This is a genomic window from Sphingomicrobium arenosum (genome assembly GCF_026157085.1).
Taxonomy (GTDB): Bacteria; Pseudomonadota; Alphaproteobacteria; order Sphingomonadales; family Sphingomonadaceae; genus Sphingomicrobium; species Sphingomicrobium arenosum.
This window is the reverse complement of record NZ_JANPVN010000001.1, coordinates 1,555,808-1,578,882: the sequence shown is the minus strand read 5'-3', so window position 1 is coordinate 1,578,882 and position 23,075 is coordinate 1,555,808. Positions and strand designations below refer to the sequence as shown.

Below are 23,075 nucleotides of genomic sequence, written 5' to 3'. Positions count from 1 at the left end.
GGCATTCAGCCGCAAAAAGGGGATGACCATTTGCCGACCATCAGCCGACCGGCAGGGCAAGCCATTGTTAATCTAGGTTATTATTTTCTGGGCGGCACATCGCCCCTGCGTGCTTTGCATGGAAGGTGGAAAGCGGATAAAATCACCCATTCGGGGAAGCGAGGCGTCGGCCATGCAGCTAGAACGCGATCTGAGGGCACGCAGCGATTTTCGCCTTGGGACCCTGTGCGTCAGCCCGTCGCGGCGTCTCCTGTCGGGACCGCGCGGAGAGGGGCATCTCGAACCGCGCGTCCTCTCGCTCTTCCTCTGCCTCGCCGATGCCGCCCCCGGCGTCGTCACGCGCGAGACGCTTTACGGCGAGGTCTGGGGCAATGCGCCGGTGGGCGAGGATTCGCTCAATCGCGCCGTCGCCAAGCTACGCCGCGAACTCGGCCGCGCGGGCTGCGGCGAGATCGAGACCATTCCGCGCACCGGCTACCGGCTGGTCGTGCCGGGACTGGCGCAGGAATCGGACGGGGCGTGGCGCGTGGATCGGCGGCGCGTCCTGGCTGGATTGGCGATCGGTGGCGCGCTGGTCGCGGGCGCCACGGCGGTGTCGCTGACGGGGGGCAGCCCCAATGGCCGCGAAGCGCGGCGTCTGCTGGAGGCGGCGGATCGCAAGCTTCGCGACAAGTTCCCGGGCGCCGGACGGGACGCGTTGGCGATGGCGCGGCAGGCAGTGGCCCTGCAGCCGCAAAGCGCGCACGCAGAGGGGATCCGCGCCTTGGCGCATCGCGAACTGGCAGAGACGGGAAGCCGCGAGGAGGTCGAGGCCAATCTCGGCGCGGCGCGGCTGGCGGCGGATCGTGCGCTTGCGCTCGACCCCGACGAGGCCAATGCGCGCACGGCGCTGGCAACGCTGCGGCCCGAATATGGCGACTGGTGGCGGGTCGAACGCGACCTGCGGGCGGTGCTTGCCGTGGCGCCGGCCAATGTCCACGCGCTGCTTTCGCTCACGATGCTGCTGCAGGCGGTGGGGCGGGCGCAGGAGAGCCGCCAGCTCAACGATCGCGTGGCGGCGCTCGACCCGCTCACCCCGCTGCCGCAGTTTCGTAGCGGGCTGAAGCATTGGATCTTCGGCGAGGTGGATGCGGCCTATGTCGCGATCGACAACGCCTGGCAGAGTTGGCCGGGGCATCCTGCCGTGCAATTTGCCCGCCTCTACATCCTCACCTTCACCGGACGGGGAGGCGATGCCGAGGCGATGCTCGCCGATCCCGCCGTGATGCGGGTGGTGCCAGCGCCCGTGCGCGCCAATTTCGCGGCGCTGGCACGCGCCGAACGAACGGGATCGCGGTCCGACCGAGAGACCGCGCGGGACGTCATGATGGACGTGTCCGTACGGATTTTCCCGATGGCGCTCACGAACCTCATGGGCCTGTCGCATCTCGGCTTTCTCGACGAGGCGTTCGCGCTTGCCGAGGGCGCCTATCTCGGCCGCGGCAGGCTCCGGACCGCCTTGTGGCGTCGGCCCGGCGATCCGCAGGTTGCCGACCAATATTGGCGGCGGACGATGAACCTTTTCACCCCGGCGGTGCTGCCGATGCGGCTGGACCCGAGATGGGCACGGCTGACCGAAGCCATGGGTCTGGAGCGTTATTGGCAGGCGAGTGAAACGCGGCCAGACCCCTTCCTCATGCGTTAATTGGCACGACGGCGAAAGCTGAACCTTAGAGAACCGCGCCGTTCAGCCAAGGCCCATGGTGGCCATGGTATACAGGGTGCAAGATCGAAGGGCTGTCATGCTCGATCGATCCACCAGTATCGACGAGTAAGGAGAGCCATCATGGCCAATAAGATCAAGATGCTCGGCATCGCCGGCGCTGCCGCCGCGACCGTTGCCTTTGCCGCCGCCCCTGCGCAGGCGCAATATTATCCCAATTATCCCGACCGTGGCGACCGCACCGTGCGCGTCCTCGGCACCATCCTCAACGGCGTGCTCAATGGCGGGCGCACCTATGGGTACGGCCAATATCCTTCGGGCAATTACGGCTACAACCAATATGGCATGAACGATCGTGCCGCAGTGGATCGCTGTGCCCGCGCCGTCGAGGCGAGGCTCGACCGCGAATATGATCGCCGCAGCCGTTACGACCGCTACAATCGCTATGATCCCTACAGCTATGGCAATGGGTATCAGGCCTATAATCACGGCGCCCGCGTGACCGGCATTACCACGGTGCGCCGCGAGCGCGATGGCGACATGAAGGTCTTTGGCCTCGCCAGCCGCGGCTATGCCAATTCGGGCTATGGCCAGCAGGCGGTGTCCGATCTCAAGTGGAACTGCAAGATCGACCGTCGTGGACGCATTCGCGATACCGACGTCGATCGCCGCTCGAGCCGCGAGATCGCGCGCGACTACCAGCGCTACAATCCCTATGGCTATCAGCAGCAGCGCCCCTATGGGTATCGCTACTAGGTCCTAGCGGACCCTAGATGAGAAGAGGCCGCTGGCGGGAAACCGTCGGCGGCCTTTTTCGTGTCGGCGACGGGATGCTGGCGGGCGGCTTCTGGTCGCGTTTCTGACGCGAGCGGGTGGGGTGGCCAAGCCCCTCGGGGGATGCGGAGCGCCGCCATATCGGGCGTCTCGATGGCATGGGCCCCAATGGCCACGGGCGCGACGTGGGGCGGAGCCGGCTTTTCTTTTTCCGCTGATTTCCGGCGTTCGCGGGAATGACGCAAGCGGAAAAGACAAGCGTGGCGGCTGATAGCATTCGGCGCTCGCCCAGGCTGAACGGCTTGTAAACATCGACCCCAGCCGTCGCTGGGACGACGGGGTGGGTCGCCCGGCGGCTTTTCCTTTTTTGGTCGTTTTCGCGGGAATGACGCAAGCTTAAAAGACGAGCGTAATGCCCGATCCCGCTCGGCGCTCGCCCGCCTAACGGTTTGGAAGCATGGGTCCAGTCGTCGCGGGCGCGACGGGATAGGGGCCGGGCAGGTCGGCTGGAGCCTCGGCGTTGCGGCCCCGACGGGGGAGGCGATCGGCGCGGTTCAGGCGAAGGCGCGTCTCGGTGTCGGGGCGAGGAGCGCTTCGACGCGCACGACCAGTTCGTCGGGGTCGAAGGGCTTGGCGAGATAGTCGTTGGCACCCGCTTCATAGGCGATGTTGCGATCGGCGTGGCCCGCGCGCGCGGTGAGCATGAGGACGGGAATGCGCGGCACGAGCCCCGCCGCCCGCAATTCGCCCAGCACCTGGATGCCCGATTTGTGCGGCATGGCGCAGTCGAGGATGAGCAGGTCGGGATCCTTGGCAGCCAGCACGGCGGCGACATCGGTGCCGTCGGGCAAGACGCCGACGAGATGGCCCTGCTCTTCCAGGAGCGAGCGGACGAGATAGATGACGACATCGTCGTCGTCGGCGAGGATGATGCGGGCCATGAACGTCTCCCTTTCATCGCGAGCCGTCATCGCGCCGATGGGATGAAGGCGACAGGGCGGAGATCGGGGTCGAAGCCGGGCCGATCGGTCCGCAGGTCCGGGTGGGGTGCCACCGGCCCCCTTGCGGGAAGCCGGTGGCGGGGGTGGAACGTCAATCAGTGGACCGATCATGCTGGTAGCAGCAGTCGGGACATTTGGCGCGGCCAAGAGTGTCCGTTTCGGATAGAAGTCGCGGTCTCGCAGAGACAGGAGGCGCGTTCATCGAAGCGTGTTGGACGGGCGCGAGGCGCGCGGCGCATGACCGCGCACGACGTTCGAAGGGGACAATGACGATGTTGATTTCGACCATGGCAGCGAGCCTTGCCGCCGCGGCAGTTCAAGCGCCCGCGGCGACCTGTCCGACCCGCCCCGACCCGGCGGCGGCGAGCGCGCTGCTCGACAGCATCGCCGAGCGACGCGTGCATGACGGGGTGGCGTGGATGTCGGGCCCGGACGGCATCTGGCTGAGCGAGGCGCGCGGCATCGCGGTGCCGGGGCATGACATTGCCTATGTGCCCGAACAGCGCGTGCGAACCGCCTCCATTTCGAAGATGTTGACCGCCATCATGGTCCACCAGCTCGTCGAGGAAGGCGCGATTGGATATGGCGACACGCTCGCCGAGCTGTTGCCGGGCGTCGATCTCGCCTATGCCGAGGCGGTGCAACTGCATCATCTGCTGTCGCACAGCTCGGGCATTCCCAACATGCAATATAGTGACGAGGCCGATGCCTATGAGGCCGAGTTGCTGTTGGTCGAGGGGGCACCGACCCCGCCCGACATGGACCGATGGATCGCAATCATCGGCGATGAGGATTTGAGCTTCGCGCCGGGCACCGACCAATCCTATTCCAATAGCAATTACATGCTGCTCGAGCAGGTCGTGATGACGCATGACGGCGGCGATTTCGAACGCTCGCTGCAGCGGCGGCTCTACGCCCCGCTCGGGCTGGAGGACAGCGGCAAGGCGCACTTCATTTCCTATGTCCCGGGGCTGGCGATGGGCCGAACCCGCACGCTCGACGGCTGGTACGAGGACCTCCAGCGGCGGCGGCTGAGCTCGGGCGGGGTCGGCTCGCTCTATGCCAGCGGCAAGGACATGCTCACATTGTTCAATGCGCTGTGGGCAGGCGACCTGTTCCGCCACCCCGCAACGCTGGAGCGCATGAAACCGCAGCCGGGCAAGATGTTCGGCATGGGGCTCAACAGGGTGCCGCTGATGGTGGCCGGGACCGAGGTCGACGCCATCGGCCATGACGGCTGGTCGCCGCCGCATTCGGCGATGGTCGCGCGGCTGCCGGGATGCGGCGTGTCGCTCTTCGTCTCCGACAGCAGCGCGGCTCATTATGGCGCGGCGCGGCGCGGCGACGGGCATGGCGAGATTTTCGCCATCGCCGAGGGATTGGTGGCGCTAGGGCTCGGCGAGACGCCCAAGACGCCGCAGCACCTGCTGTTCGAGCGTTTCGCGGATCGAGTGACGGCGAAGGGCTATGCAGCGGCGCTGGCAGGTGTCGAAGAGGATCTCGATACGCTCGACGTGGAAGCGCCGCCGCGCGACCTGGCGCAGATCGGTGCCGAATTGTTGGAGCGGGGCAAGGATGAGGAGGCGCGCAGCCTCTATGCCATGGCAGTTCCGCGCTATCCCGACGACATCAACCTCAACTTCGGCCGCGCTGCGGCGCTGCTCGATGGCGGCGACACGGCAGGCGCGGTGGCGGCCTACGACCGTGTGCTCGAATTGCTCCCTGCCGACCATCAGGCGCGCGGCACGGTCGAGGCGGCGCGCGCCGAGGCGCTGGCAGGGAGCGAATAGGCCGCTTGCCCGTTGCGATTGCCCGCGCGAGCCTCTAACCGACAGCGCCAAGGACTTGGCGCGAGGAAGGACGGCACTGGCGATGGAAGCGAGCGAATTGGGCGGGACGATCCTGATCGTCGATTTCGGGAGCCAGGTGACGCAGCTCATCGCGCGCCGCGTGCGCGAGGCCGGCGTCTATTGCGAGATCGCGCCCTTCAGCATGGCGGAGGAGGCCTTTGAGCGGCTCCAGCCCTCGGGGATCATCCTGTCGGGCTCGCCCGCCAGCGTGCCCGCCGAAGGGAGCCCGAGGGCGCCGCAGATGCTGTTCGACAGCGAGCTGCCCATCCTCGGCATCTGCTATGGCCAGCAGGTCATGACGCACCAGCTCGGCGGCGAGGTGAAGCCGGGGCATGAGACGGGGGAAGGCGGCGAATTCGGGCGCGCCTATCTGACCGTCACCAAGGACTGCAAACTGTTCGACGGCCTGTGGAAAGAGGGCGAGCGCCACCAGGTGTGGATGAGCCATGGCGACAAGGTGACGCAGTTCGCCGACGGCTTCGAAATCGTCGCCAAGTCGGACGGCGCGCCCTTCGCGGTGATCGCCGACGAGAAGCGGCACTATTATGGCACGCAATTCCACCCCGAGGTCGTACACACGCCCGACGGGGGCAAGCTCATCGCCAATTTCGTGCGTCATGTGTGCGGGCTGAAGGGCGACTGGACGATGGCCGCCTATCGCGACGCCAAGATCGCCGAGATCCGCGACTTCGTCGGCGACGGCAAGGTCATCTGCGGGCTGTCGGGCGGGGTCGATTCGGCGGTCGCCGCCGTGCTGATCCACGAGGCGATCGGCGACCAGCTGACCTGCGTCTTCGTCGACCACGGCCTGATGCGCGCCAATGAGGCCGAACAGGTCGTCGGCCTGTTCCGCAATCATTACAATATCCCGCTCGTCCATGTGGACGCCGAAGAGCGCTTCCTGTCGGGGCTTGCAGGCGAGACCGACCCTGAAAAGAAGCGCAAGTTCATCGGCAAGACCTTCATCGACGTGTTCGAGGAGGAGGCAGCGAAGATCGGCGGCGCGGACTTCCTGGCGCAAGGCACGCTCTATCCCGACGTGATCGAGAGCGTCTCCTTCACCGGCGGGCCGTCGGTGACGATCAAGAGCCACCATAATGTCGGCGGCCTCCCCGAGCGGATGAACATGAAGCTCGTCGAGCCCTTGCGCGAACTGTTCAAGGACGAAGTCAGAGACTTGGGTCGCGAATTGGGCCTTCCGGATGCCTTCGTGGGGCGGCACCCCTTCCCGGGGCCGGGCCTCGCGATCCGCATCCCGGGCGAGGTCACCAAGGAGCGCTGCGACATCCTGCGCAAGGCCGACGCCATCTACCTCGACGAGATCCGCAAGGCGGGGCTCTATGACGCCATCTGGCAGGCCTTCGCGGTGCTGCTGCCGGTGCGCACGGTGGGCGTGATGGGCGATGCGCGCACCTATGACTCGGTCTGCGGCCTCCGCGCCGTGACCAGCGTCGATGGCATGACCGCGGACGTCTATCCCTTCGACAGCCAGTTCCTGCAGGATTGCGCGACGCGGATCATCAACGAGGTGCAGGGCATCAACCGGGTGGTCTACGACTATACCTCTAAGCCGCCCGGCACGATCGAGTGGGAATAATCGAAGTCAGTCCGGGGGACTGATTATCGGTCATTCCGAGACGGACCCGGAGGGGACCGGCGAGGTGGGGAGGGTCGCCCGTCGGCGCGCTACGACGGTTCGTCGAAAATCCCTTAAAGCGGAACGTCACCGTCTTAATGGAGCGACACACCCCGGCGCGTCATGCGGCCATCGCTGCTGACAGCGCTCGCCAATGGGTTGCAGGATGGAACCCAATGCCGCCGTCCGGCATTGGGGACGAAAGACATTTACAAGAGATTATCGATGCGAAACAAGATGTTGCCCCTCACCCTGACCGCCCTCGCGCTGGCCGCGTGCAGCCAGGCCGAGGCCGACCCGATCAGCCTCGAGAACAACTTGCCGGTCGAGGCGATGGTGGTGAGCGAAGCCGAGCGCCACGCCGAGGTCGAGGCCGAGGTGGCGGCGGTTGCCGAGGAGCGCGAGGCGATGGACGCGGCCGACGCCTCCTAGGCTTACCCCGCGCTGGCCGGTGCGTCGTCGCGTCCCGGCACCTTGACCTCATGCCCCAGCGCATCGCGGCTCCACAGCATCGTCACCAGCGTATAGATGACCACCGTCAGCGGGGCGGCGAGGATGACGCCGATGAAGCCGAACAGGCTGCCCGCCGCCGCCAGCGCGAAGATGAGCAAGGCGGGGGGGATGGAGACCGCCCAATTCTGCACCATGGGAGTCAGCACATTGCCCTCGATCTGCTGGGCGACGAGATAGACGAGCACGGCATACCAGAACATGTCGGGCGCAGCGGAAAAGGCGATGATGAGGCCCGGGATGGCGCCGATGAAGGGGCCGACCAGCGGAATGAAATTGGCGACCCCGATGGTGAGGCCGAGCGCCGCAGCGCTGGGGATGCCGACGATGGCCAGCCCGATCCAGACCATGAGGCCGACGATCGTCATGGTGGCGAGCTGGCCGAGGAGGTAGCGCTTCAACGCATGGCCCGAGGCGTCCATCGCCTCGATCACCTTGTCCGAGCGGTCCTTGGGGAAAAGCTTGGCGAGGCCGCGCTTGTAGACGGCGGGATCCAAGGCGAAATAGGCCGCGCCGACGATCACCAGCACGAGATTGGTGACGAGCCCCAGCATGCCGAAGGCGAAGTTCAAGGCGCGGCCGGCGATTTCCTGCATGTCGGGGGTGGCGCCCGCGAGGCTGCCGACGAAAGGTAGGCGTTCCAATTGCGCGCGCACCTGCGGCACCGCCTCGGTCAACTGCGCCTGCAAGGCCGCGAACTGGCCCGACAATTGTGCGCCGAACAGCCAGCCGAAGAGGCCGAGGAGGATGAGGATGGTGGCGAGGCCCAAGAGCACCGAGGCGGTGTTGCCGAGCCCCAGCTGCTCGAACGGCCAAGCCGCCGAGCGGATCAGCACCGCGATGAGGATCGCGCCGAAGATAAGGAGCAGCGTCGGGGTGAGGAGCGGCAGGGTGAGCGCAATGCCGATGATCAGCATCACCACCAGCGTGCGGCGCACCAGTTCGCCTAGGCTCATCGTCATCTTGGTCATCCCCCCTTGCGTATCGGCTCGCACGGTGGCGGGGGGGCGCGCACTTTTCAAGCAAAAGCGCGCTTGCGCGGGGGAGGGCGCGCTTTAGGGTGGGGCCATGCTGCTGCGCCGTGTCATGGATCATGTGAGGAACCAGAACTGGTTCGCCGTGCTGCTCGACTTCATCATCGTCGTGGTCGGCGTGTTCATCGGTATCCAAGTCGCCAATTGGAACGAGGCGCGGGTCGACAAGAAGCGTGAACAAGCGGCGCTATCGAACCTGCTCACACAAACAGAAGCCAATGTCGCTTATTCGCGGTTGATCCTGCATCGCAACGCGAAACTCCAGGAAGATCGTGAGGCGGCGATGGCGATGCTGGCGGACAAGGAGCCGGTGTCGGGCGACCCCAATGACGGCTTGGCGCTCCTCTCGCTGCTGCGTGATTTCACGCCGCGCTACAATTTCTATGACGAACTGATGTCGTCGGGCGATGTCGTGCTGATCGGGTCGGAAGAATTGCGGCAGGAGCAGAGCCTCATCCTCGGGATCGATCGGTTCAACGATCGGTGGCGGGCCGAGGCGGTCGAGCGCATGCCCGACATCCTGTCTCTCGCCCGGGCGTATCTGACGCTCGATCTCGATGGGCCCGAGGGGCAGCCCAGTGTCGTCGCCGTCGACTGGGCGGCGGCACGGCAGGACGATGCATTGGTCGACGCCGCGACGCGGGCGATGGCATCGCAGCGCTGGTGGATCGGGCGGCTCAAAGGGTATCGCGAGGGTATAGAGAATTTCTGCGACCTGCTCGGCGAGACCGTGGGGCGCGACTGCGCGCCGCCCGATTGGGTGGCGGAAGATATCGCGCGATTGGACGAGGAGAGCGAGACATGATCCCCACCGCCACCATCCTGCTGTTGGGCTCGGGGGAGCTGGGCAAGGAGTTCGTCATTTCCTGCCAGCGCCTCGGGTGCCGGGTGATCGCCTGCGACAGCTATGACGAGGCGCCCGCGATGCAGGTGGCGCACGCGCGCGAAGTGTTCGACATGCTTGACGGCGAGAAGCTGCGCGCCGTGGTCGAGAAGCACCGGCCCGATCATATCGTGCCGGAGATCGAGGCCATCCGGACCGAGATGCTGGTCGAGCTGGAGGCCGAGAATTGGCACGTCGTGCCGACCGCGCGGGCGACGCGGCTGACGATGAACCGCGATGCGATCCGCGATCTCGCGGCGACCGAGCTGGGATTGAAGACCAGCGCCTATCGTTACGCCGAGAGCTTCGAGGAATTGCGCGCGGCCGCCGACGCGGTGGGCTTTCCGCTCGTGGTCAAGCCGGTGATGAGTTCCTCGGGCAAGGGCCAATCGACCGTGCGCAACGCCGAGGAGTTGGAAGCGGCGTGGGAAGATGCCTGCAAGGGCATGCGCGGGGACCGCCAGCGCGTCATCGCCGAGGCCTTCGTCGACTTCGATTATGAAATCACGCTCTTGACCGTGCGCCATGCCGCGGGGGTGAGCTTCTGCGCACCGATCGGGCACCGACAGGAAGGCGGCGACTATCGCGAGAGCTGGCAGCCCGCCGCCATGCATGACGTTGCGCTCGACAAGGCGCAGCATATGGCCGCCGAGGTGGTCGATGCGCTGGGCGGCTATGGCCTCTTCGGGGTCGAATTCTTCGTGAAGGGCAAGGAGGTGATCTTCTCCGAACTGAGCCCCCGCCCGCACGATACGGGGATGGTCACGCTGGTAAGCCAGAACCTGTCCGAATTCGACCTCCATGCGCGCGCCATCCTCGGGCTGCCGATCCCGCCGATCCATGCGCGGCCGAGCGCGAGCGCGGTGCTGCTCGCCGAACAGGCCGCCGAGCATTTCGCCATCGAGGGGCTGGAGCAGGCGATGTTCGCCCCGCCCGGCGCCCATGTCGACGTGCGCATCTTCGGCAAGCCGGTGACGCGGCCGAACCGGCGCATGGGCGTGGCGCTGGCGAGCGCGCCGGGCGAGGGCACCATGCGCGCCCGCGAAATCGCTTCCGATGCCGCCTCCAAGCTCTGGATCCGGTACGACGACTAGGGCGCGTCTCTGGCTCGTCGGCGCGCTGGCGATCCTTGCCTTCGCCGCAAATTCGCTCCTCGCGCGTGCCGCGCTGGGCGACGGCGCGATCGGGCCGGGGGCCTATGCGGCGATCAGGCTGGGCGCGGGCGCGCTGGTGCTGGCGCCGCTGTGGCGCTCGGCTTCGATACGGCGCGATGGGGCGGCGGGGCTGTTCCTCGCGACCTACGCCATCGCCTTCTCCTTTGCCTATGTGACACTCGGCGCGGCGAGCGGGGCGCTCATCCTGTTCGCGACCGTCCAAGGCGTGATGGTCGCGCTCGGGCTGGCGCGTGGCGAGAAGGTACGGGCGAGCGCATTGGTCGGTGTGCTGGTCGCGCTGGCAGGCGTCGGCTGGCTGCTCGCGCCGGGCGTGGGCGCGGTCGATGCGAGGGCGGCGCTGGTGATGGGCATCGCGGGGCTCGGCTGGGGGCTCTACTCGCTCGTCTGCCACAAGGGCGAGGGCGAGGCCGCAGCGGCAACCGCGGGCGCCTTCGCCGTGGCCGCGGTCGCCGCGCTGCCGCTGTTCCTGCTCGGCGAAAGGATGAGCGTTAACGGCGCGCTGCTCGCCGCCGTGTCGGGCGCGGTGACGAGCGGCCTCGGCTATGTCGCCTGGCGCATGGTCGCACCGCGAATGTCGCTCACCGGGGTGGCGGGGGTGCAGCTCCTGACCCCGGCGGCGGCGGGGCTGCTGGCCTGGCCGCTGCTCGGCGAGGTGCCGGGGACGCGGCTCACGCTGGCGGGGCTGGTGATCCTCGGCGGGGTCGCGCTGGCGATGCGCGCGCCGCTGTCACAATTGAAACGATAAGCGCTGGGCTCGGCGCATCGAACCGACACCTTCGTCGGCGAAAAGATGGATCGATGATCCAACTTGAGACGAAGGAGTATGAGTGATGAAGATGATCGAGAAACTGGCGATGACCGCGTCGGTGCTGGCGCTGTTCGCCGGGGCCGGTGAGGCGCAGGCCGGGGACAAGCTGACGGTCCGCGTGGCCTATGGCGAGATGGCACCGGGCAAGCCCTATCAGCTGCCGGAAGTGTCGGTGCAATCGGACGGCAGCCGCTACGACCGGATTGCCGCCAAGAACCTTGCCGCGACCTTCTGGGTGTCGGGCGAACCCTGGCGCCGCGGCTGGAGCTATCGCTCGGGCGGTCTCTATGTGGGCGGTGGAAGCCGGTTCATGTCCGAGCCGACCCCTGCGGGAAATCGCAGCTATCGGGTCGAATGGGAGGCGATGAGCGATCGCGTCGACCCGGTCGCGCTTTGCAACCAGAAGCTCGGCGAGGTAGCCCCCCGGCAGCGCGCAGCCTTTCAGTCGATGGACCATGAATATGTCGTTCCCAATGCCTACCAGGTGATGGCGCTCGCGACCTGGCAGCGCAACGCGGTGGGTTGGACGACGCGCGATGTGACCGATCACGAACCGGTGCCGCTGAAGGTGCGCTGCCTGGCGCGCGAAGGCTCGATGGCCCGCCACAATGCCCGCACCTCGGGTGGCCGGACGGCGCCGCCCGCACGCAATAGCACGCAGGCGCCGCTGTCCGATGTCTCGCTGTCGGTAACGGGCACCAAATATCGCCCGCTGGGCGGCCAGCTGTGCCCCAGCGCGATGATCGTGAAGGCCGATTTCCGCACCCGAAAGGATGCCGACTGGAACCTGCGCTTCTACCACCGCGAGGGAGCGCAGCCCGTCGTCCGCCAGTCGGACGGGCCCGACAACGCCCGCTCGGTCGAAGCCGAACTGGTGGCGACGTGGCCGCAGCAGGGCGTGATCGTCGACCCCAAGACGGGGCTGCGCCTCATCCCCGCCGCGCCCTTCGTGCAGCTTTCCGGCCTCGGCCTGCATCGCCGCGAGAATGCGGCGGTGAGCCTCAGGTGCAAGCCGCAGCCGCGTTAAGGGCTGGCGGAACAAGGAGGGGGCGGTTAGCGCTTGTGGCTGCAATGCCCGCCGACAGCCCCCCTCGCAAATCCGCAGCCGCCAAGCTCGCGACCGGATCGATCCCCGGCCATCTCGTCAGCCAAACGCTGCCGATGATGGTCGGGGGCGCCGCCTTGATGAGCGTCGGCATCATCGATGCTTATTTCGTCGGCCAATTGGGCGCCGACGCGCTGGCGGCGATCAGCTTCATCTTTCCCGTCACGGTCGCTTTGTCGTCGCTTGGCGTCGGCGTGATCGCGGGCATCTCGAGCGTCGTCAGCCGCGCCCTAGGGCAGGGCGACGAGGATCTCGCGCGGCGGCGCGGCAACATGGGCATCGTGCTGGCGGCGATCTTCGGAATCGTCGTCGGGCTCGGCCTTTATACCGGACGCCATGCGCTGTTCCGGCTGATGCAGGCCGACGAGGCGATCCTGCCATTGATCGATGCCTATATGGCGCCCTTCGCGCTCTTCTTTCCGCTGCTGCTGGTCAGCATGGGGGTGAATGGATGCCTGCGCGGACAGGGGCTCGCCAAGCGCTCGTCCTCGGTGCTGCTCGCGCTGGCGGTGGCCAATTGGATCCTCGACCCCTTGTTCATCACCGGGGCGTTCGGTGTGCCGGGCATGGGGATTGCCGGGGCGGCCTGGGCGACGGTGGGCGGCTGGATGGTCGCGGTGCTGATCGGCTTCTTCTTCCTCCAGCGCAGCGCACTGCCCTTTTCCCCGACCACGCTGCCGCAATGCGACTGGAAGCGCGGCAGCGGCGCCATCGCTAGGGTGGCGGGCCCGGCGGCCTTTTCCAACTCGATCAACCCCATCGGGCTCAGCGTGCTGACCGGCTTCCTCGCGGCATCGGCGGGCGAGGCTGCGGTGGCGGGGTTCGGCACGGGCGGGCGCTTGCAAAGCTTCGCGGTCGTACCGCTCCTCTCGCTCTCGGCCTCGATCGGCGCGATCGTCGGGCAGAATTGGGGCGCGGGGCATCTGGGCCGCGTGCGCCAGGCGCTACTCTGGGCGGGCGGTTTCTGTATCGCTTATGGCCTAGGCATCGGCGCGCTGCTGGTCGCCTTTCGCGAAACCTTCGCAGGGATTTTCACCGACGATCCCGCCGTGATCGCGCAGATGAGCGATTATCTCCTCATCGCCGCCTGGGGCTATGCGGGCTATGGCGTGCTGATCATGGCGAACGGGGCGCTCAATGCGCTCGACTTCGCCGGCAACGCGCTGGTGCAGAGCCTCGCACGCGTGCTGCTCGTGATGGTGCCGGCCGCCTGGTGGCTGGGCGCGCGCTGGGGCGCCAGCGGCATTTACGCGGCCGAACTGGCGGCCAACCTGTTCGGCGGCGCGATCGCGGCGGCGATGCTGTGGTGGGTGGTGTGGCGTCGGCCTAGCGCTGGCGCGTCCTGACCAGCCAGTCTTCCATCGCTTCCTCGAGCCCGTCCGCATCGTCGACCGCGTTCATCGCCGCAAAGGCGTCGCCGGTGCCGAGCCGATAGGCAGCGCGGCTCTTGAACGCGCCGTTCGAGCCCGACAACCAGAAGATTGGGGCGCCCTCCTCGTCCTTGCGGACCCGGCCGCCGAGGGCGTAATTTTCCTCGGGCGTGGTCGGCGTGGTGAAGGTCGCCAGCGCCTCCTCGCCGAGCGCGTCGGTCGCGGCGAAGCGCATCAGCTGAACAAGGTCGGCCGGAGTGGTGACCATGCCGCCCGCACAGCCGAGCCAGCCGGGGATGGGCATGACCTCGCCCACGACTTCGGGGGCGTCGGCGAGGATGGGCGTGCCGCTGTCGAAGCGGGTGGCGGGAAGCGCGGCGGGCGCGATGACGAGCCGGTCCATGGCCTCGGCTAGCGGCGCGCCGCTGGCCTGTTCGATCACCGCCTGGACGAGGATCCAGTTGACGAGGTCGTAGCTATAGCCGCGCCGCTCGGCCGGGACGGGCGCGCCGGCGGCAAAGCGGTTGGCGGCATTGAGGGCGGTGAGATCGAGCGCGAGCAGGTCGTCGTTCCCTTCGGCCTCGAGCGCGGCGGTGAGGCCGTCGGCGAGTCCCGCGCGATTGGCGAGCAGTTCGCCGAGCGTGACCTCGCCCGCCTCGCCGCCATAGCCGGGCAGCAGCGTCGCGACCGTGTCGTCGAGCGACAGCATGCCCGCCTCGGCCAGCCGCATCGCGGCGAGGCTGCACGTCCATTTGGCGATCGAGCCCGCCTGGAACTGGCTGTCGGCGGTGAGGGGTGGCGGTGCCTGGGCCGTGACCTTGTCGCCGGTCGCGGTGACCGTCACGCTCTGTGCAGGATCGGGCTGGTTGGCGGCGGTACAGGCAAGGAGGGTGGAGGCAAGAAGGGCAGGAAGGAAGCGCATGAGGAAATCGGTTATCCATTATGGGGAAATTCGACCTTACTGTTATATCCCGGCAATACACAGGGCCATCGCCTTTCGACGAACGGCGGTCGCTGGACGAGGCCGGGATGGACGGGTCCTGATATGGCATGGTCGTGCGTCAATGGTTGAAAGAGGCGCGGGGCTTTTGCATATGGCGGGCGACTTTGCAGAATTTCCAAAAAGAGCAGCTCCCATGATCACCATGTACGGCATCCCCAATTGCGATACGGTCAAGAAGGCCAAGAACTGGTTCGAGAAGCGCCAGATCCCCTACAGCTTCGTCGACTTTAAGAAGACCGGCGTGGACAAGGAGACGCTCGAATTGTGGGTGCTCGAGATGGGCTGGGAGCCGCTGTTGAACAAGCGCGGCACCACCTTCCGCGAACTGCCCGCGCCCTTGAAGGACGATATCGACGCCGACAAGGCGATGCTGCTGATGAGCGCGCATCCGACCATGATCAAGCGCCCCGTCGTCACCGACGGCGAGACCGTGCTCGTGGGCTATGATTCGACCGGCTATGAAAAGATGACCGGCATCCACGACTAGGCTGGAACGCGTGATGGCCGGGCCACGTTCACTTTCCCAAGCAGGAGAATGAACATGGTCAAGGCCACATGGAACGGCGACGTCATCGCCGACAGCGACAACACCGTCGAAGTCGAGGGCAATCATTATTTCCCGCGCGACGACGTGAAGATGGACCGGCTCGTACCGTCGGACACCAAGAGCCATTGCCCGTGGAAGGGCGAGGCGAGCTATTATTCGATCAAGGCCGACGGCATCACCAATGCCGATGCGGCCTGGACCTATGAGGAGCCCAAGCAGGCAGCCTCCGAGATCAAGGGGCATATCGCCTTCTGGAAGGGTGTCGAGGTCGGCTAGAACCAGCGCTTCGAGCGGGCGAGATAGTCCGTGTAGGGCTGGCCAAACTTGTGCGCGAGATAGGCTTCCTCGCGGTCGATCACGAGCCGGTCGATGACGATCAGGACCAGCACCAGCGAGCCGAGCAGCATGAGGCAGCCGGCGATGATGCCGATCCCCGCATAGGCAAAGGCCATGCCCAGATACATGGGGTTGCGGGTCAGCCGATAGGGCCCCGCCAACGTCAGCGCGCGGGTCGCCTTCCACGGTTCGGGCGGCGTGTCGGCGCGTTTGAAGGCCGCCAGTGCGGTGACCATGAGGATCGCGCCCGCGATGACGGTCGCCGCGCCGAAGAACGCCCGTATCGGCCAGTTCAGCAGGTGAACGGGAATGTCGCATGTCCCCGACAGGCGGTCGTGCGCCCATAAGAGAAGCACGAGGGGCACGCCGAAGATGAGCGGCGGCGGAGCGATGACCTGCGGATGATCGGGGGCCTTTTGATCGCGCATCAGCCGAGCCTAGCCGCGCGCGCGGGCGAGCGCTAGAAGCTTCCCATGTCCAAGATCACCATCGATACCGATACCAGCCGCGCGACGCCCAAACCGGCGCCGGGCAAACGCATGACCGCGCCCAAGATCATGGCGCGCAAGCGTAGGCCCGACGGCAGCGGCGAGCCGCTCGTCATGCTCACCGCTTATACGATGCGCATGGCGCAGTTGCTCGATGCGCATTGCGACATGATCCTCGTCGGCGACAGCCTGGGCCAGGTGATCTACGGCCTCGACAGCACCATCCCCGTCAGCCTCGACATGATGTGCGCGCATGGCGCCGCCGTTGTGCGCGGCTCGTGGCACGCGATGATCATCGTCGACATGCCCTTCGGCAGCTATGAGGCGTCGCCGCAAAAGGCGTTCGAGAGCGCATCGCGCATCATGAAGGAAACCGGCTGCGCGGCGGTCAAGCTCGAAGGCGGCGAGGCGATGGCGGAGACCATTCGCTTCCTCACCGCACGCGGCATCCCGGTGATGGGCCATGTCGGCCTCACCCCGCAGGCGGTCAACATGCTCGGCGGCTATCGCGCCCGGGGCAAGGACGACAGCGAGGAAGCCAAGATCCTCGCCGATGCACAGGCGGTCGCCGATGCGGGTGCCTTTGCCATCGTGGTCGAAGGGGTGATGGAAGAGATCGGCAGCGCGGTGACCAACGCCTCGCCGGTCCCCGTCATCGGCATCGGCGCGTCGAAGGACTGCGACGGGCAGGTACTGGTGACCGAGGACATGCTCGGCCTGTTCGAGCGCACCGCGCGCTTCGTGAAGGTCTATCACGATCTTGGCGACCAGATCACCAAGGCGGTCGAGACCTATGCGGGCGAGGTGCGCTCGGGCGCCTTTCCGACCGACGCGCAGACCTATCGGCCCAAGTCCTGAACCCCTTTGCCTTTCGCGACGCGCGGCGCTAAGCCAGCCTCCATTCATTTTGGGGAGGGGATGGTGGCCGTAAGCGGCGCACCGCCCGTCCCGTCCAATCGAAGGTTTTCCCGAGTGGCACTTCCCCCGCAAGACGCAGCCCAGTTCGAACGCGAGGTCGACGAGGAATATCGCCGCGCGCAGGCCGCCGATTTCGGTCGCAAATATGGCAAGTGGATCGCCGCTGCCGTCATCCTCTTCCTCGCCGCCGTCGCCGGCTCGATCTGGTGGCAGGGCCAGCAGGTGAAGAAGGGCGAGGCCGGGGCCGAGGAACTGGCCAAGGTGATCGCCGATCTCGGTGATGAGGAACAGGCCGACAGTATCGCCAGCCGCCTCGAAGCGGTCGAGGCGGGCGAAGGCCCGCTGGCGAGCGCGGCGGCGGGCATGCTGCGCGCCGCGGTGCTGCTCGACCGGGGCGACCGGCCCGGCGCCATCGCCGCCTATCAGGCGGTCGCGAGCGATGCCGACGCGCCCGAGGCCTATCGCGCCGCGGCGACGGTTCGCTGGACCTATCTCGACTTCGACCAGGTCGAACCCGACGTGGTCGTCGCGCGCCTCCAGGGGCTCGCGCAGGACGGCCAGCCCTTCCATGGGGCGGCCAAGGAATTGACGGCGCTGGCACTGCTCGCACAGGGCCAGGACGACGAAGCGGCACAGATTTTCAAGACGATCGCCGAGGATGAAAGCCTGCCGACCAGCCTGCGCAGCCGCGCGGTGCAGGTGGCGGGCAGCTATGGCGTGGACGCCAGCGCCGCGCTCGCGCAGATCGAACAAGAAGGACAGTAAGTCATATGAGCGCAACGACGACCAAGCTCCTCTTTGCCGCGGCCATCGCGGCGGGCCTTTCGGGCTGCGGGGTGTTCAAGAAATCGGAAAGCCGCACCCCGGTGCTGGGCGAGCGTGTCGCGGTGCTGGGCGCCGAGGTCGAGGTCGGGATCGACGCCACGACCGCCGCGCTTCCCTTCGCGCTGCCCGCCGCGCGCGCCAATGAGGATTGGGCGCAGTCGGGCGGCAATGCGCCCAAGGCGATGGGCCATCTTGCACTGTCCACCGATCCGCAGCTGGCGTGGCGCCAGTCGATCGGCGAGGGTTCGTCGACCGCGGCGCGGCTGATCTCGGCCCCGGTGGTCGCGGGCGGGCGCGTCTTCACCATCGACACGCGCGGCGTCGTGCGCGCCTTCGACGCGGCCAGCGGTTCGCTGCAATGGGCCTCGGGCTTTGCCAGCGTCGAGGGCGATCGCGCCTCGCTGTTCGGCGGCGGCGTCGTCATCGGCAACGGCCGCGTCTATGCGACCAACGGGCTCGGCGATGTCGCCGCGCTCGACGCCACCAACGGCGGCATCGTGTGGAGCGTGCGTCCGGCAGGCCCGCTGCGCGGCGCCCCGACCTTCGATGGCACCCACGTCTACGTGACCAGCCAGGACAATCAGCTGCTCGCGCTCAACCCCGCCAACGGGCAGAGCGAGTGGAGCGCCGCCGCCGCGCTCGAAGTCGCGGGCGTGTTCGGCAATGCCGCGCCGGCGGCGGGTCGCGGCACCATCGTCGCGGGCTTCAGCTCGGGCGAACTCAACGCCTATCGTTACGAGAACGGCCGCCTGCTGTGGCAGGACGCCCTGTCGCGCACCTCGGTCTCGACCAGCGTGTCGGCGCTGTCCGACATCGACGCCGATCCGGTCATCGACAGCGGGCAGGTCATCGCCGTCGGGCAGGGCGGTCGCATGGTCGCGCTCGACATCCTGTCGGGCCAGCGCCTGTGGGAACTGTCGATCGCAGGCACCTCGACCCCCGCCGTCGCGGGTGACTGGGTCTTCGTCGTCTCCGACCGTGCCCAGCTCCTCGCCATCGCGCGGGAGACCGGGCGCGTGCGCTGGATCAACCAGCTGCCGCGCTTCAAGAACGAGGACAAGAAGCGCGGGCCCTATTATTACGAGGGGCCGGTGCTGGCAGGCGGCAAGTTGTGGGTGGCGAGCTCGGAAGGCGCGCTGATCGAGATCGATCCCGACAGCGGGCGCTTCCTGCGCCAGCGCGACATGGGCGAAGGCTTCAGCCTGCCGCCGGTCGTGGCGGGCAATGCGCTCTACCTCCTGGGTGACAAGGGCACGCTCTTCGCGCTGCGCTAGGCATTGACCCGGCCCGCGCGGCGGTCCAAGGCCGCGCGATGGTCAGCAAGCGCAAGAAGCTCCCCGTCGTCGTCATCGTCGGGCGTCCCAACGTCGGCAAATCGACGCTGTTCAACCGGCTCGTGGGCCAGCGCATCGCGCTGGTCGATGATCAGCCGGGGGTGACGCGCGACCGGCGCGAGGGCGAGGCGAGCCTGCTCGGCATGGATTTCACCGTCGTCGACACGGCGGGTTTCGAGACCGAGGCCGATGCGACGCTGCCCGGCCGCATGCGCGCCCAGACCCGCGCCGCGGTCGCCGAGGCGGATGTCGCGCTATTCCTGATCGACGGCCGCGCTGGCCTCACCCCCTTGGACCGCGAGATCGCCGACTGGCTGCGCGGGCTCGACACGCCGATCCTCATCGCCGCCAACAAGTCGGAAGGTTCGGCGGGCGAGGGCGGGCGGCTCGAGGCCTATGAGCTCGGGCTCGGCGATCCCTTCGCGCTGTCCGCCGAGCATGGCGAGGGCGTGGTCGACCTGTTCGATGGCCTGCGCGAGCATCTCGAGAAGGACGGACCGGTCGAGGACGAGGCGGACGAGGCGGAAGAAGAATTCGTCGTTCCCGAGGATGGCGATGAAATCCTCGTCGAGGACCTTGGCCCCTTGAAGCTCGCGATCGTCGGGCGTCCCAATGCGGGCAAGTCGACGCTGGTCAACCAGATGCTCGGCGAGGACCGGATGATCACCGGCCCCGAGGCGGGGATCACCCGCGATGCCATCCATCTCGATTGGGCATGGCAGGGCCGCGAGGTGCAGCTCGTCGACACGGCAGGGCTCAGGAAGCGCGCCAAGGTCGACGACAAGCTGGAGAAACTGTCGGCCTTCGACACCAAGCGCGCGATCGACCGCGCCGAGGTGGTGTGCCTGCTCCTCGATGCCACGCGCGGGCTGGAAGCGCAGGACCTGCGCATCGCCGACCAGGTGCTGCAGGAAGGCCGCGCGCTCATCATCGGATTGAACAAGTGGGATGTCGCCGAGGACCCCGCCAAGCTCTACAACGGTATTCGCGCCGCGCTCGACGAGGGGCTGGCGCAGGTCAAGGGCGTGCCGCTCGTCGCCGTGTCGGCGGTGACCGGCAAAGGCGTCGACCAGCTCATGCAGGCAGCCTTCGACCTGCGCGACAAATGGGCCAGCCGCGTGCCCACCGGCATGCTCAACCGCTGGTTCGACGATGCCATCGCCAATCATGCACCTCCCGCGCCGTCGGGGCAGCGGATCAAGCTGCGCTATATCACGCAGGCCAAGTCGCGCCCGCCCGCCTTCGTCATCTTCGGCACGCGGGTCGACAAGCTGCCCAAGAGCTATGAGCGCTACCTCATCAACTCGCTGCGCCGCGACCTCGGGCTGGGGCCGATCCCCATCCGGCTCATCACCCGCGCGCCGAAGAACCCCTACGCGCGCAAATAAACGAAAGCTTTACCCTCTTTGTCTAAGGCGGATGATCGATGGATCGTCCCATGAGGGGCAGTGGGAAAAGGTGTCACAAGCGTTGAGCGCAGCGGCCAACATCGTCGACTGGAAATATTTCGAGGAAACACGGGCACAGCTGGGTCCGGGTTTCATCAAGATTCTCGGCTATTTCCGCGAGGACGGCTTCAAGTCCCTCGAGAAGATCGAGGCGGCGATGCGGGCGAGCGACACGGTCGCGCTGATCATCCCCGCGCATACGATGAAGGGCGAATCGCGCCAGTTCGGGGCCGAACCGCTGGCCAAGGTGGCCGAGATCATCGAGAACCGCGCCCGCGCCTGCGTCGAGGAGGGCCGCTTCCCCAACGAGCTGGTACCCGATGTGGTGAAACTCAGGGAATTGTTCGAACTGACGCTCGAAATGTTCGACGAGGTGGTCAATCCGCGCCTCAAAAAGCCGGGCGGCGGCTTTGGCACCAAGGGCGTCCACAACACCGGCTTCGGACGCGCCCAGCGCTAGCGCCTGAGGCGCTCCAATTTCCCCCTGCTCAATGAGCGCCACGCCCATTCGAGCGGGCCGTAGCGATAGCGGTCGAGCCAGGGCTTCGACCAGAGTAGCATCAGCGCGCCCATCATCGGGGCGAGCAGCCAGAGCTGGCCGCGAGACCATTGACTCCATGCCGGACCGAAAATCAGCGGCGTCATCAGGATCGTGGCGCCGAGATAGTTGGTAAAGGCCGCGCGTCCGGTGGCGGCGAGGCGCTCGATGAGCCATCCCCCGCGCGCAATGGCGAGCATGAGAAGCGCTGCATAGGACAGCGCCATCACCGGGCTGATCGTGACGCCCAGCAGCGTGCGAATGAAAGTCGTGAGGTCGGGATCGAAACCGCTGCGCGCGACCATGGCGGCGCCGATGAGCATCGCCAGCAGCATCACGAGGCCGATGACGACCCAGCCGCGATAATGGCGAGGCGCGCGCGTCCCGGCGAGGAAGCCGTTCTTCAGCAATGCCATGCCGAGCATCATCAGCCCCAGCGTCTCGAAAGAGAAGATCATGGTGTTGACGATCGGGTCCCAGCGCGCGGTCTGCCAGATATAGGCGGCATGAGCGAGCGGGCCGGAATGGGCGGCGCGCTCGGTCGCCAACGCGCTGGCGGACAGGGCATCGGGGACGAAGCTGTCCTCGCCGCCAAAGGTGACGAGCGCGAGCAGGCCGGTGATCGCCACCGCGTTGCCGACCAGCAGGATGATGGCGCCGCGCAGGAGGGCGGCAGTGTCATGGTCGATGGCGAGCAGCGCGAAGAGGCCCACCATCGCGTAGAGATGAAGGATGTCGCCCTTCCACAGGAAGGCGAAATGGGCGAGCCCGATGAGGAGGAGTGTGGCGAGCCGGGGGACGTGCACGGCCCAGGGAGACTGCCCCCGCGCCTCGGCCCGCTCGGCGATGAGCACCAGCGAGGCGCCGAACAGGATCGTGAAGAGCCCGCGCATGCGATTGTCGATGAACAGCCAGTTGAATAGCCAGGCGAGCTTGTCGCCCATGCCCTCGAATCCCATCAGCGTGGGATAGGAGGCCACGTCCTCGGGCAGTCCCATCGACAGGACATTGGCGAAGAAGATGCCGATGACGGCGAGCCCGCGGATGACGTCGAGGCTGACGAGACGCGAAGACGGGGACGTGGTGGCCATGGGGCGGGGGGCTAGAGCCAGCTCATGATCTGGTCGAGCGGTTTTTTCTGCGCGGCGTGCAAGGGTGTGGTGGCGTCCTTCGTGGGCAGCCCCGCGACGATGATCATCACCGGCTTCTCGCTCGGCGGGCGCTGGCAGATCTCGCGCAGGAAACCCATCGGCGAAGGCGTGTGGGTGAGCGTCGCCAACCCCGCCTTGTGGAGCGCGGTGAGGAGCAGGCCGCAGGCGATGCCAACGCTCTCGGTGACATAATAATTCTGCCGGTCGTCACCTGGGTTGGGGCCGCCCTTACGCTGGCCGAAGACGACGATGAGATAGGGTGCCGTCTCGAGAAAGGGCTTCTCCCAGTCGGTCCCGATGGGGGCCAATGCATCGAGCCATTCCTCGCCCGCCTTGCCTTCGTAAAACGCGCGTTCTTCCGCCTCGGCAGCCTCGCGGATGCGCGCCTTGACGTGCGGGTTCTCGACGACCGCGAAATGCCATGGCTGGTGGTTGGCGCCATTGGGCGCGGTGCCGGCGGCGCGGATCGCTTCCTCGATGACCGCGCGCGGCACGGGGGCGTCGGAGAAGAAGCGGCAGCTGCGCCTGTCCTTCACGCTGTCGTAAAAGGCGCGCGCGCGTTCGACCCGCTCGGCCGGGGTGAGGTCGGGGAGCAAGGTATAGGGCTGGGAGGGGACGGGTTGCATGATTTCCTGTTCG

The 23,075-nt window shown here is 67.0% G+C and carries 23 protein-coding genes; 17 read left to right on the top strand and 6 right to left on the bottom strand.

All coding sequences use genetic code 11. The features are described 5' to 3' along the window. The first annotated feature begins 172 nt into the window (after positions 1-172). Both NUW51_RS08000 and NUW51_RS07995 read left to right on the top strand, forming a co-directional pair. A complete protein-coding gene (locus NUW51_RS08000; protein WP_265564438.1) occupies positions 173-1,684 on the top strand; it encodes a winged helix-turn-helix domain-containing protein in 1,512 nt (503 codons plus the stop codon). 141 nt (positions 1,685-1,825) lie between these two features. Then, positions 1,826-2,458, top strand: a complete 633-nt coding sequence (locus NUW51_RS07995; RefSeq protein ID WP_265564436.1) for a hypothetical protein — start codon at positions 1,826-1,828, stop codon at positions 2,456-2,458. Positions 2,459-3,030: 572 nt separating this feature from the next. Here the strand turns inward: NUW51_RS07995 and NUW51_RS07990 are convergent. After that, positions 3,031-3,417, bottom strand: a complete 387-nt coding sequence (locus NUW51_RS07990) for a response regulator transcription factor (protein ID WP_265564434.1) — start codon at positions 3,415-3,417, stop codon at positions 3,031-3,033. A 326-nt stretch (positions 3,418-3,743) separates the two neighbouring features. On the opposite strand from NUW51_RS07990, the gene NUW51_RS07985 reads away from it, so the two are divergent. The 3 genes from NUW51_RS07985 to NUW51_RS07975 all read left to right on the top strand — a co-directional run bounded on the left by NUW51_RS07985 (position 3,744) and on the right by NUW51_RS07975 (position 7,395). Beyond that, complete coding sequence (locus tag NUW51_RS07985; RefSeq protein WP_265564432.1) at positions 3,744-5,267, top strand: serine hydrolase; 1,524 nt, start codon at positions 3,744-3,746, stop codon at positions 5,265-5,267. Positions 5,268-5,349: 82 nt separating this feature from the next. Then, entirely contained in the window at positions 5,350-6,924 is a 1,575-nt protein-coding gene (gene guaA, locus NUW51_RS07980; RefSeq protein WP_265564430.1) for a glutamine-hydrolyzing GMP synthase, read from the top strand. Positions 6,925-7,188: 264 nt separating this feature from the next. Further along, positions 7,189-7,395 (top strand): hypothetical protein, encoded by a 207-nt coding sequence (locus NUW51_RS07975; protein ID WP_265564428.1) that lies wholly within the window; start codon positions 7,189-7,191, stop codon positions 7,393-7,395. Between the two features lie 2 nt (positions 7,396-7,397). Here NUW51_RS07975 and NUW51_RS07970 read toward each other — a convergent pair whose 3' ends face one another. Continuing rightward, positions 7,398-8,444 (bottom strand): AI-2E family transporter, encoded by a 1,047-nt coding sequence (locus NUW51_RS07970; protein WP_265564426.1) that lies wholly within the window; start codon positions 8,442-8,444, stop codon positions 7,398-7,400. A gap of 97 nt (positions 8,445-8,541) precedes the next feature. Between NUW51_RS07970 and NUW51_RS07965 the strand changes: the two genes are divergently transcribed. The 5 genes from NUW51_RS07965 (at position 8,542) to NUW51_RS07945 (ending at position 13,824) form a co-directional block, all read left to right on the top strand. Then, a complete protein-coding gene (locus NUW51_RS07965) occupies positions 8,542-9,312 on the top strand; it encodes a hypothetical protein (RefSeq protein WP_265564424.1) in 771 nt (256 codons plus the stop codon). Then, positions 9,309-10,484, top strand: coding sequence for a formate-dependent phosphoribosylglycinamide formyltransferase (gene purT, locus NUW51_RS07960; RefSeq protein WP_265564422.1), 1,176 nt, complete (start codon positions 9,309-9,311; stop codon positions 10,482-10,484). The genes NUW51_RS07965 and purT overlap by 4 nt, the downstream gene beginning before the upstream one ends. Beyond that, positions 10,447-11,310 (top strand): DMT family transporter, encoded by an 864-nt coding sequence (locus NUW51_RS07955; RefSeq protein ID WP_265564420.1) that lies wholly within the window; start codon positions 10,447-10,449, stop codon positions 11,308-11,310. Before purT ends, NUW51_RS07955 begins: the two co-directional genes overlap by 38 nt. An 82-nt stretch (positions 11,311-11,392) precedes the next feature. Beyond that, positions 11,393-12,400, top strand: a complete 1,008-nt coding sequence (locus NUW51_RS07950) for a hypothetical protein (RefSeq protein ID WP_265564418.1) — start codon at positions 11,393-11,395, stop codon at positions 12,398-12,400. 44 nt (positions 12,401-12,444) lie between these two features. Beyond that, positions 12,445-13,824: an MATE family efflux transporter gene (locus NUW51_RS07945; RefSeq protein ID WP_265587957.1), complete on the top strand. Its 1,380-nt coding sequence runs from the start codon at positions 12,445-12,447 to the stop codon at positions 13,822-13,824. On the opposite strand, the gene NUW51_RS07940 is transcribed toward NUW51_RS07945, so the two are convergent. After that, positions 13,805-14,770, bottom strand: a complete 966-nt coding sequence (locus tag NUW51_RS07940) for a serine hydrolase domain-containing protein (protein WP_265564416.1) — start codon at positions 14,768-14,770, stop codon at positions 13,805-13,807. The two genes, NUW51_RS07945 and NUW51_RS07940, sit on opposite strands and share 20 nt — an antisense overlap. A gap of 214 nt (positions 14,771-14,984) precedes the next feature. On the opposite strand from NUW51_RS07940, the gene NUW51_RS07935 reads away from it, so the two are divergent. Together NUW51_RS07935 and NUW51_RS07930 are read left to right on the top strand one after the other, a co-directional pair. Then, positions 14,985-15,338 carry an arsenate reductase gene (locus NUW51_RS07935; RefSeq protein ID WP_265564414.1) on the top strand — a complete coding sequence of 118 codons (354 nt, stop codon included), beginning with the start codon at positions 14,985-14,987 and terminating at the stop codon, positions 15,336-15,338. A 54-nt stretch (positions 15,339-15,392) separates the two neighbouring features. Beyond that, the gene (locus NUW51_RS07930) at positions 15,393-15,674 is read left to right on the top strand and encodes a DUF427 domain-containing protein (protein WP_265564412.1); all 282 of its coding nucleotides are present in this window, start codon (positions 15,393-15,395) and stop codon (positions 15,672-15,674) included. On the opposite strand, the gene NUW51_RS07925 is transcribed toward NUW51_RS07930, so the two are convergent. After that, on the bottom strand, positions 15,671-16,162 hold the full coding sequence (locus NUW51_RS07925) for a methyltransferase family protein (protein ID WP_265564410.1): 492 nt from the start codon (positions 16,160-16,162) through the stop codon (positions 15,671-15,673). The genes NUW51_RS07930 and NUW51_RS07925 overlap by 4 nt on opposite strands. Before the next feature lie 45 nt (positions 16,163-16,207). Between NUW51_RS07925 and panB the strand changes: the two genes are divergently transcribed. The 5 genes from panB (at position 16,208) to NUW51_RS07900 (ending at position 21,207) form a co-directional block, all read left to right on the top strand. Beyond that, on the top strand, positions 16,208-17,080 hold the full coding sequence (gene panB / locus NUW51_RS07920; RefSeq protein ID WP_265564408.1) for a 3-methyl-2-oxobutanoate hydroxymethyltransferase: 873 nt from the start codon (positions 16,208-16,210) through the stop codon (positions 17,078-17,080). Between the two features lie 114 nt (positions 17,081-17,194). Next, on the top strand, positions 17,195-17,905 hold the full coding sequence (locus NUW51_RS07915) for a tetratricopeptide repeat protein (protein ID WP_265564406.1): 711 nt from the start codon (positions 17,195-17,197) through the stop codon (positions 17,903-17,905). Positions 17,906-17,910: 5 nt separating this feature from the next. Then, positions 17,911-19,239, top strand: a complete 1,329-nt coding sequence (locus NUW51_RS07910) for an outer membrane protein assembly factor BamB family protein (RefSeq protein WP_265564404.1) — start codon at positions 17,911-17,913, stop codon at positions 19,237-19,239. Between the two features lie 38 nt (positions 19,240-19,277). Then, positions 19,278-20,687, top strand: a complete 1,410-nt coding sequence (gene der, locus NUW51_RS07905; protein ID WP_265564402.1) for a ribosome biogenesis GTPase Der — start codon at positions 19,278-19,280, stop codon at positions 20,685-20,687. Between the two features lie 82 nt (positions 20,688-20,769). Continuing rightward, positions 20,770-21,207 (top strand): Hpt domain-containing protein, encoded by a 438-nt coding sequence (locus tag NUW51_RS07900; protein ID WP_265564399.1) that lies wholly within the window; start codon positions 20,770-20,772, stop codon positions 21,205-21,207. Here the strand turns inward: NUW51_RS07900 and NUW51_RS07895 are convergent. Together NUW51_RS07895 and NUW51_RS07890 are read right to left on the bottom strand one after the other, a co-directional pair. Next, positions 21,204-22,376: a DUF418 domain-containing protein gene (locus tag NUW51_RS07895; RefSeq protein ID WP_265564397.1), complete on the bottom strand. Its 1,173-nt coding sequence runs from the start codon at positions 22,374-22,376 to the stop codon at positions 21,204-21,206. The genes NUW51_RS07900 and NUW51_RS07895 overlap by 4 nt on opposite strands. An 11-nt stretch (positions 22,377-22,387) precedes the next feature. Further along, positions 22,388-23,062: a nitroreductase family protein gene (locus NUW51_RS07890; protein ID WP_265564395.1), complete on the bottom strand. Its 675-nt coding sequence runs from the start codon at positions 23,060-23,062 to the stop codon at positions 22,388-22,390. Positions 23,063-23,075: the final 13 nt, after the last annotated feature.

Excerpts from the sequence above, each read along its gene's own strand:
- NUW51_RS07955 (WP_265564420.1), top strand. The coding sequence starts at position 10,447 with ATGCCGCCTCCAAGCTCTGGATCCGGTACGACGACTAGGGCGCGTCTC.
- NUW51_RS07910 (WP_265564404.1), top strand. The coding sequence starts at position 17,911 with ATGAGCGCAACGACGACCAAGCTCCTCTTTGCCGCGGCCATCGCGGCG.
- NUW51_RS07995 (WP_265564436.1), top strand. The coding sequence starts at position 1,826 with ATGGCCAATAAGATCAAGATGCTCGGCATCGCCGGCGCTGCCGCCGCG.
- NUW51_RS07890 (WP_265564395.1), bottom strand. The coding sequence starts at position 23,062 with ATGCAACCCGTCCCCTCCCAGCCCTATACCTTGCTCCCCGACCTCACC.
- panB (WP_265564408.1), top strand. The coding sequence starts at position 16,208 with ATGTCCAAGATCACCATCGATACCGATACCAGCCGCGCGACGCCCAAA.
- NUW51_RS07990 (WP_265564434.1), bottom strand. The coding sequence starts at position 3,417 with ATGGCCCGCATCATCCTCGCCGACGACGACGATGTCGTCATCTATCTC.
- NUW51_RS07895 (WP_265564397.1), bottom strand. The coding sequence starts at position 22,376 with ATGGCCACCACGTCCCCGTCTTCGCGTCTCGTCAGCCTCGACGTCATC.
- purT (WP_265564422.1), top strand. The coding sequence starts at position 9,309 with ATGATCCCCACCGCCACCATCCTGCTGTTGGGCTCGGGGGAGCTGGGC.
- NUW51_RS08000 (WP_265564438.1), top strand. The coding sequence starts at position 173 with ATGCAGCTAGAACGCGATCTGAGGGCACGCAGCGATTTTCGCCTTGGG.
- guaA (WP_265564430.1), top strand. The coding sequence starts at position 5,350 with ATGGAAGCGAGCGAATTGGGCGGGACGATCCTGATCGTCGATTTCGGG.
- NUW51_RS07935 (WP_265564414.1), top strand. The coding sequence starts at position 14,985 with ATGATCACCATGTACGGCATCCCCAATTGCGATACGGTCAAGAAGGCC.
- der (WP_265564402.1), top strand. The coding sequence starts at position 19,278 with ATGGTCAGCAAGCGCAAGAAGCTCCCCGTCGTCGTCATCGTCGGGCGT.
- NUW51_RS07940 (WP_265564416.1), bottom strand. The coding sequence starts at position 14,770 with ATGCGCTTCCTTCCTGCCCTTCTTGCCTCCACCCTCCTTGCCTGTACC.
- NUW51_RS07925 (WP_265564410.1), bottom strand. The coding sequence starts at position 16,162 with ATGCGCGATCAAAAGGCCCCCGATCATCCGCAGGTCATCGCTCCGCCG.
- NUW51_RS07930 (WP_265564412.1), top strand. The coding sequence starts at position 15,393 with ATGGTCAAGGCCACATGGAACGGCGACGTCATCGCCGACAGCGACAAC.
- NUW51_RS07965 (WP_265564424.1), top strand. The coding sequence starts at position 8,542 with ATGCTGCTGCGCCGTGTCATGGATCATGTGAGGAACCAGAACTGGTTC.
- NUW51_RS07985 (WP_265564432.1), top strand. The coding sequence starts at position 3,744 with ATGACGATGTTGATTTCGACCATGGCAGCGAGCCTTGCCGCCGCGGCA.
- NUW51_RS07975 (WP_265564428.1), top strand. The coding sequence starts at position 7,189 with ATGCGAAACAAGATGTTGCCCCTCACCCTGACCGCCCTCGCGCTGGCC.
- NUW51_RS07945 (WP_265587957.1), top strand. The coding sequence starts at position 12,445 with ATGCCCGCCGACAGCCCCCCTCGCAAATCCGCAGCCGCCAAGCTCGCG.
- NUW51_RS07970 (WP_265564426.1), bottom strand. The coding sequence starts at position 8,444 with ATGACCAAGATGACGATGAGCCTAGGCGAACTGGTGCGCCGCACGCTG.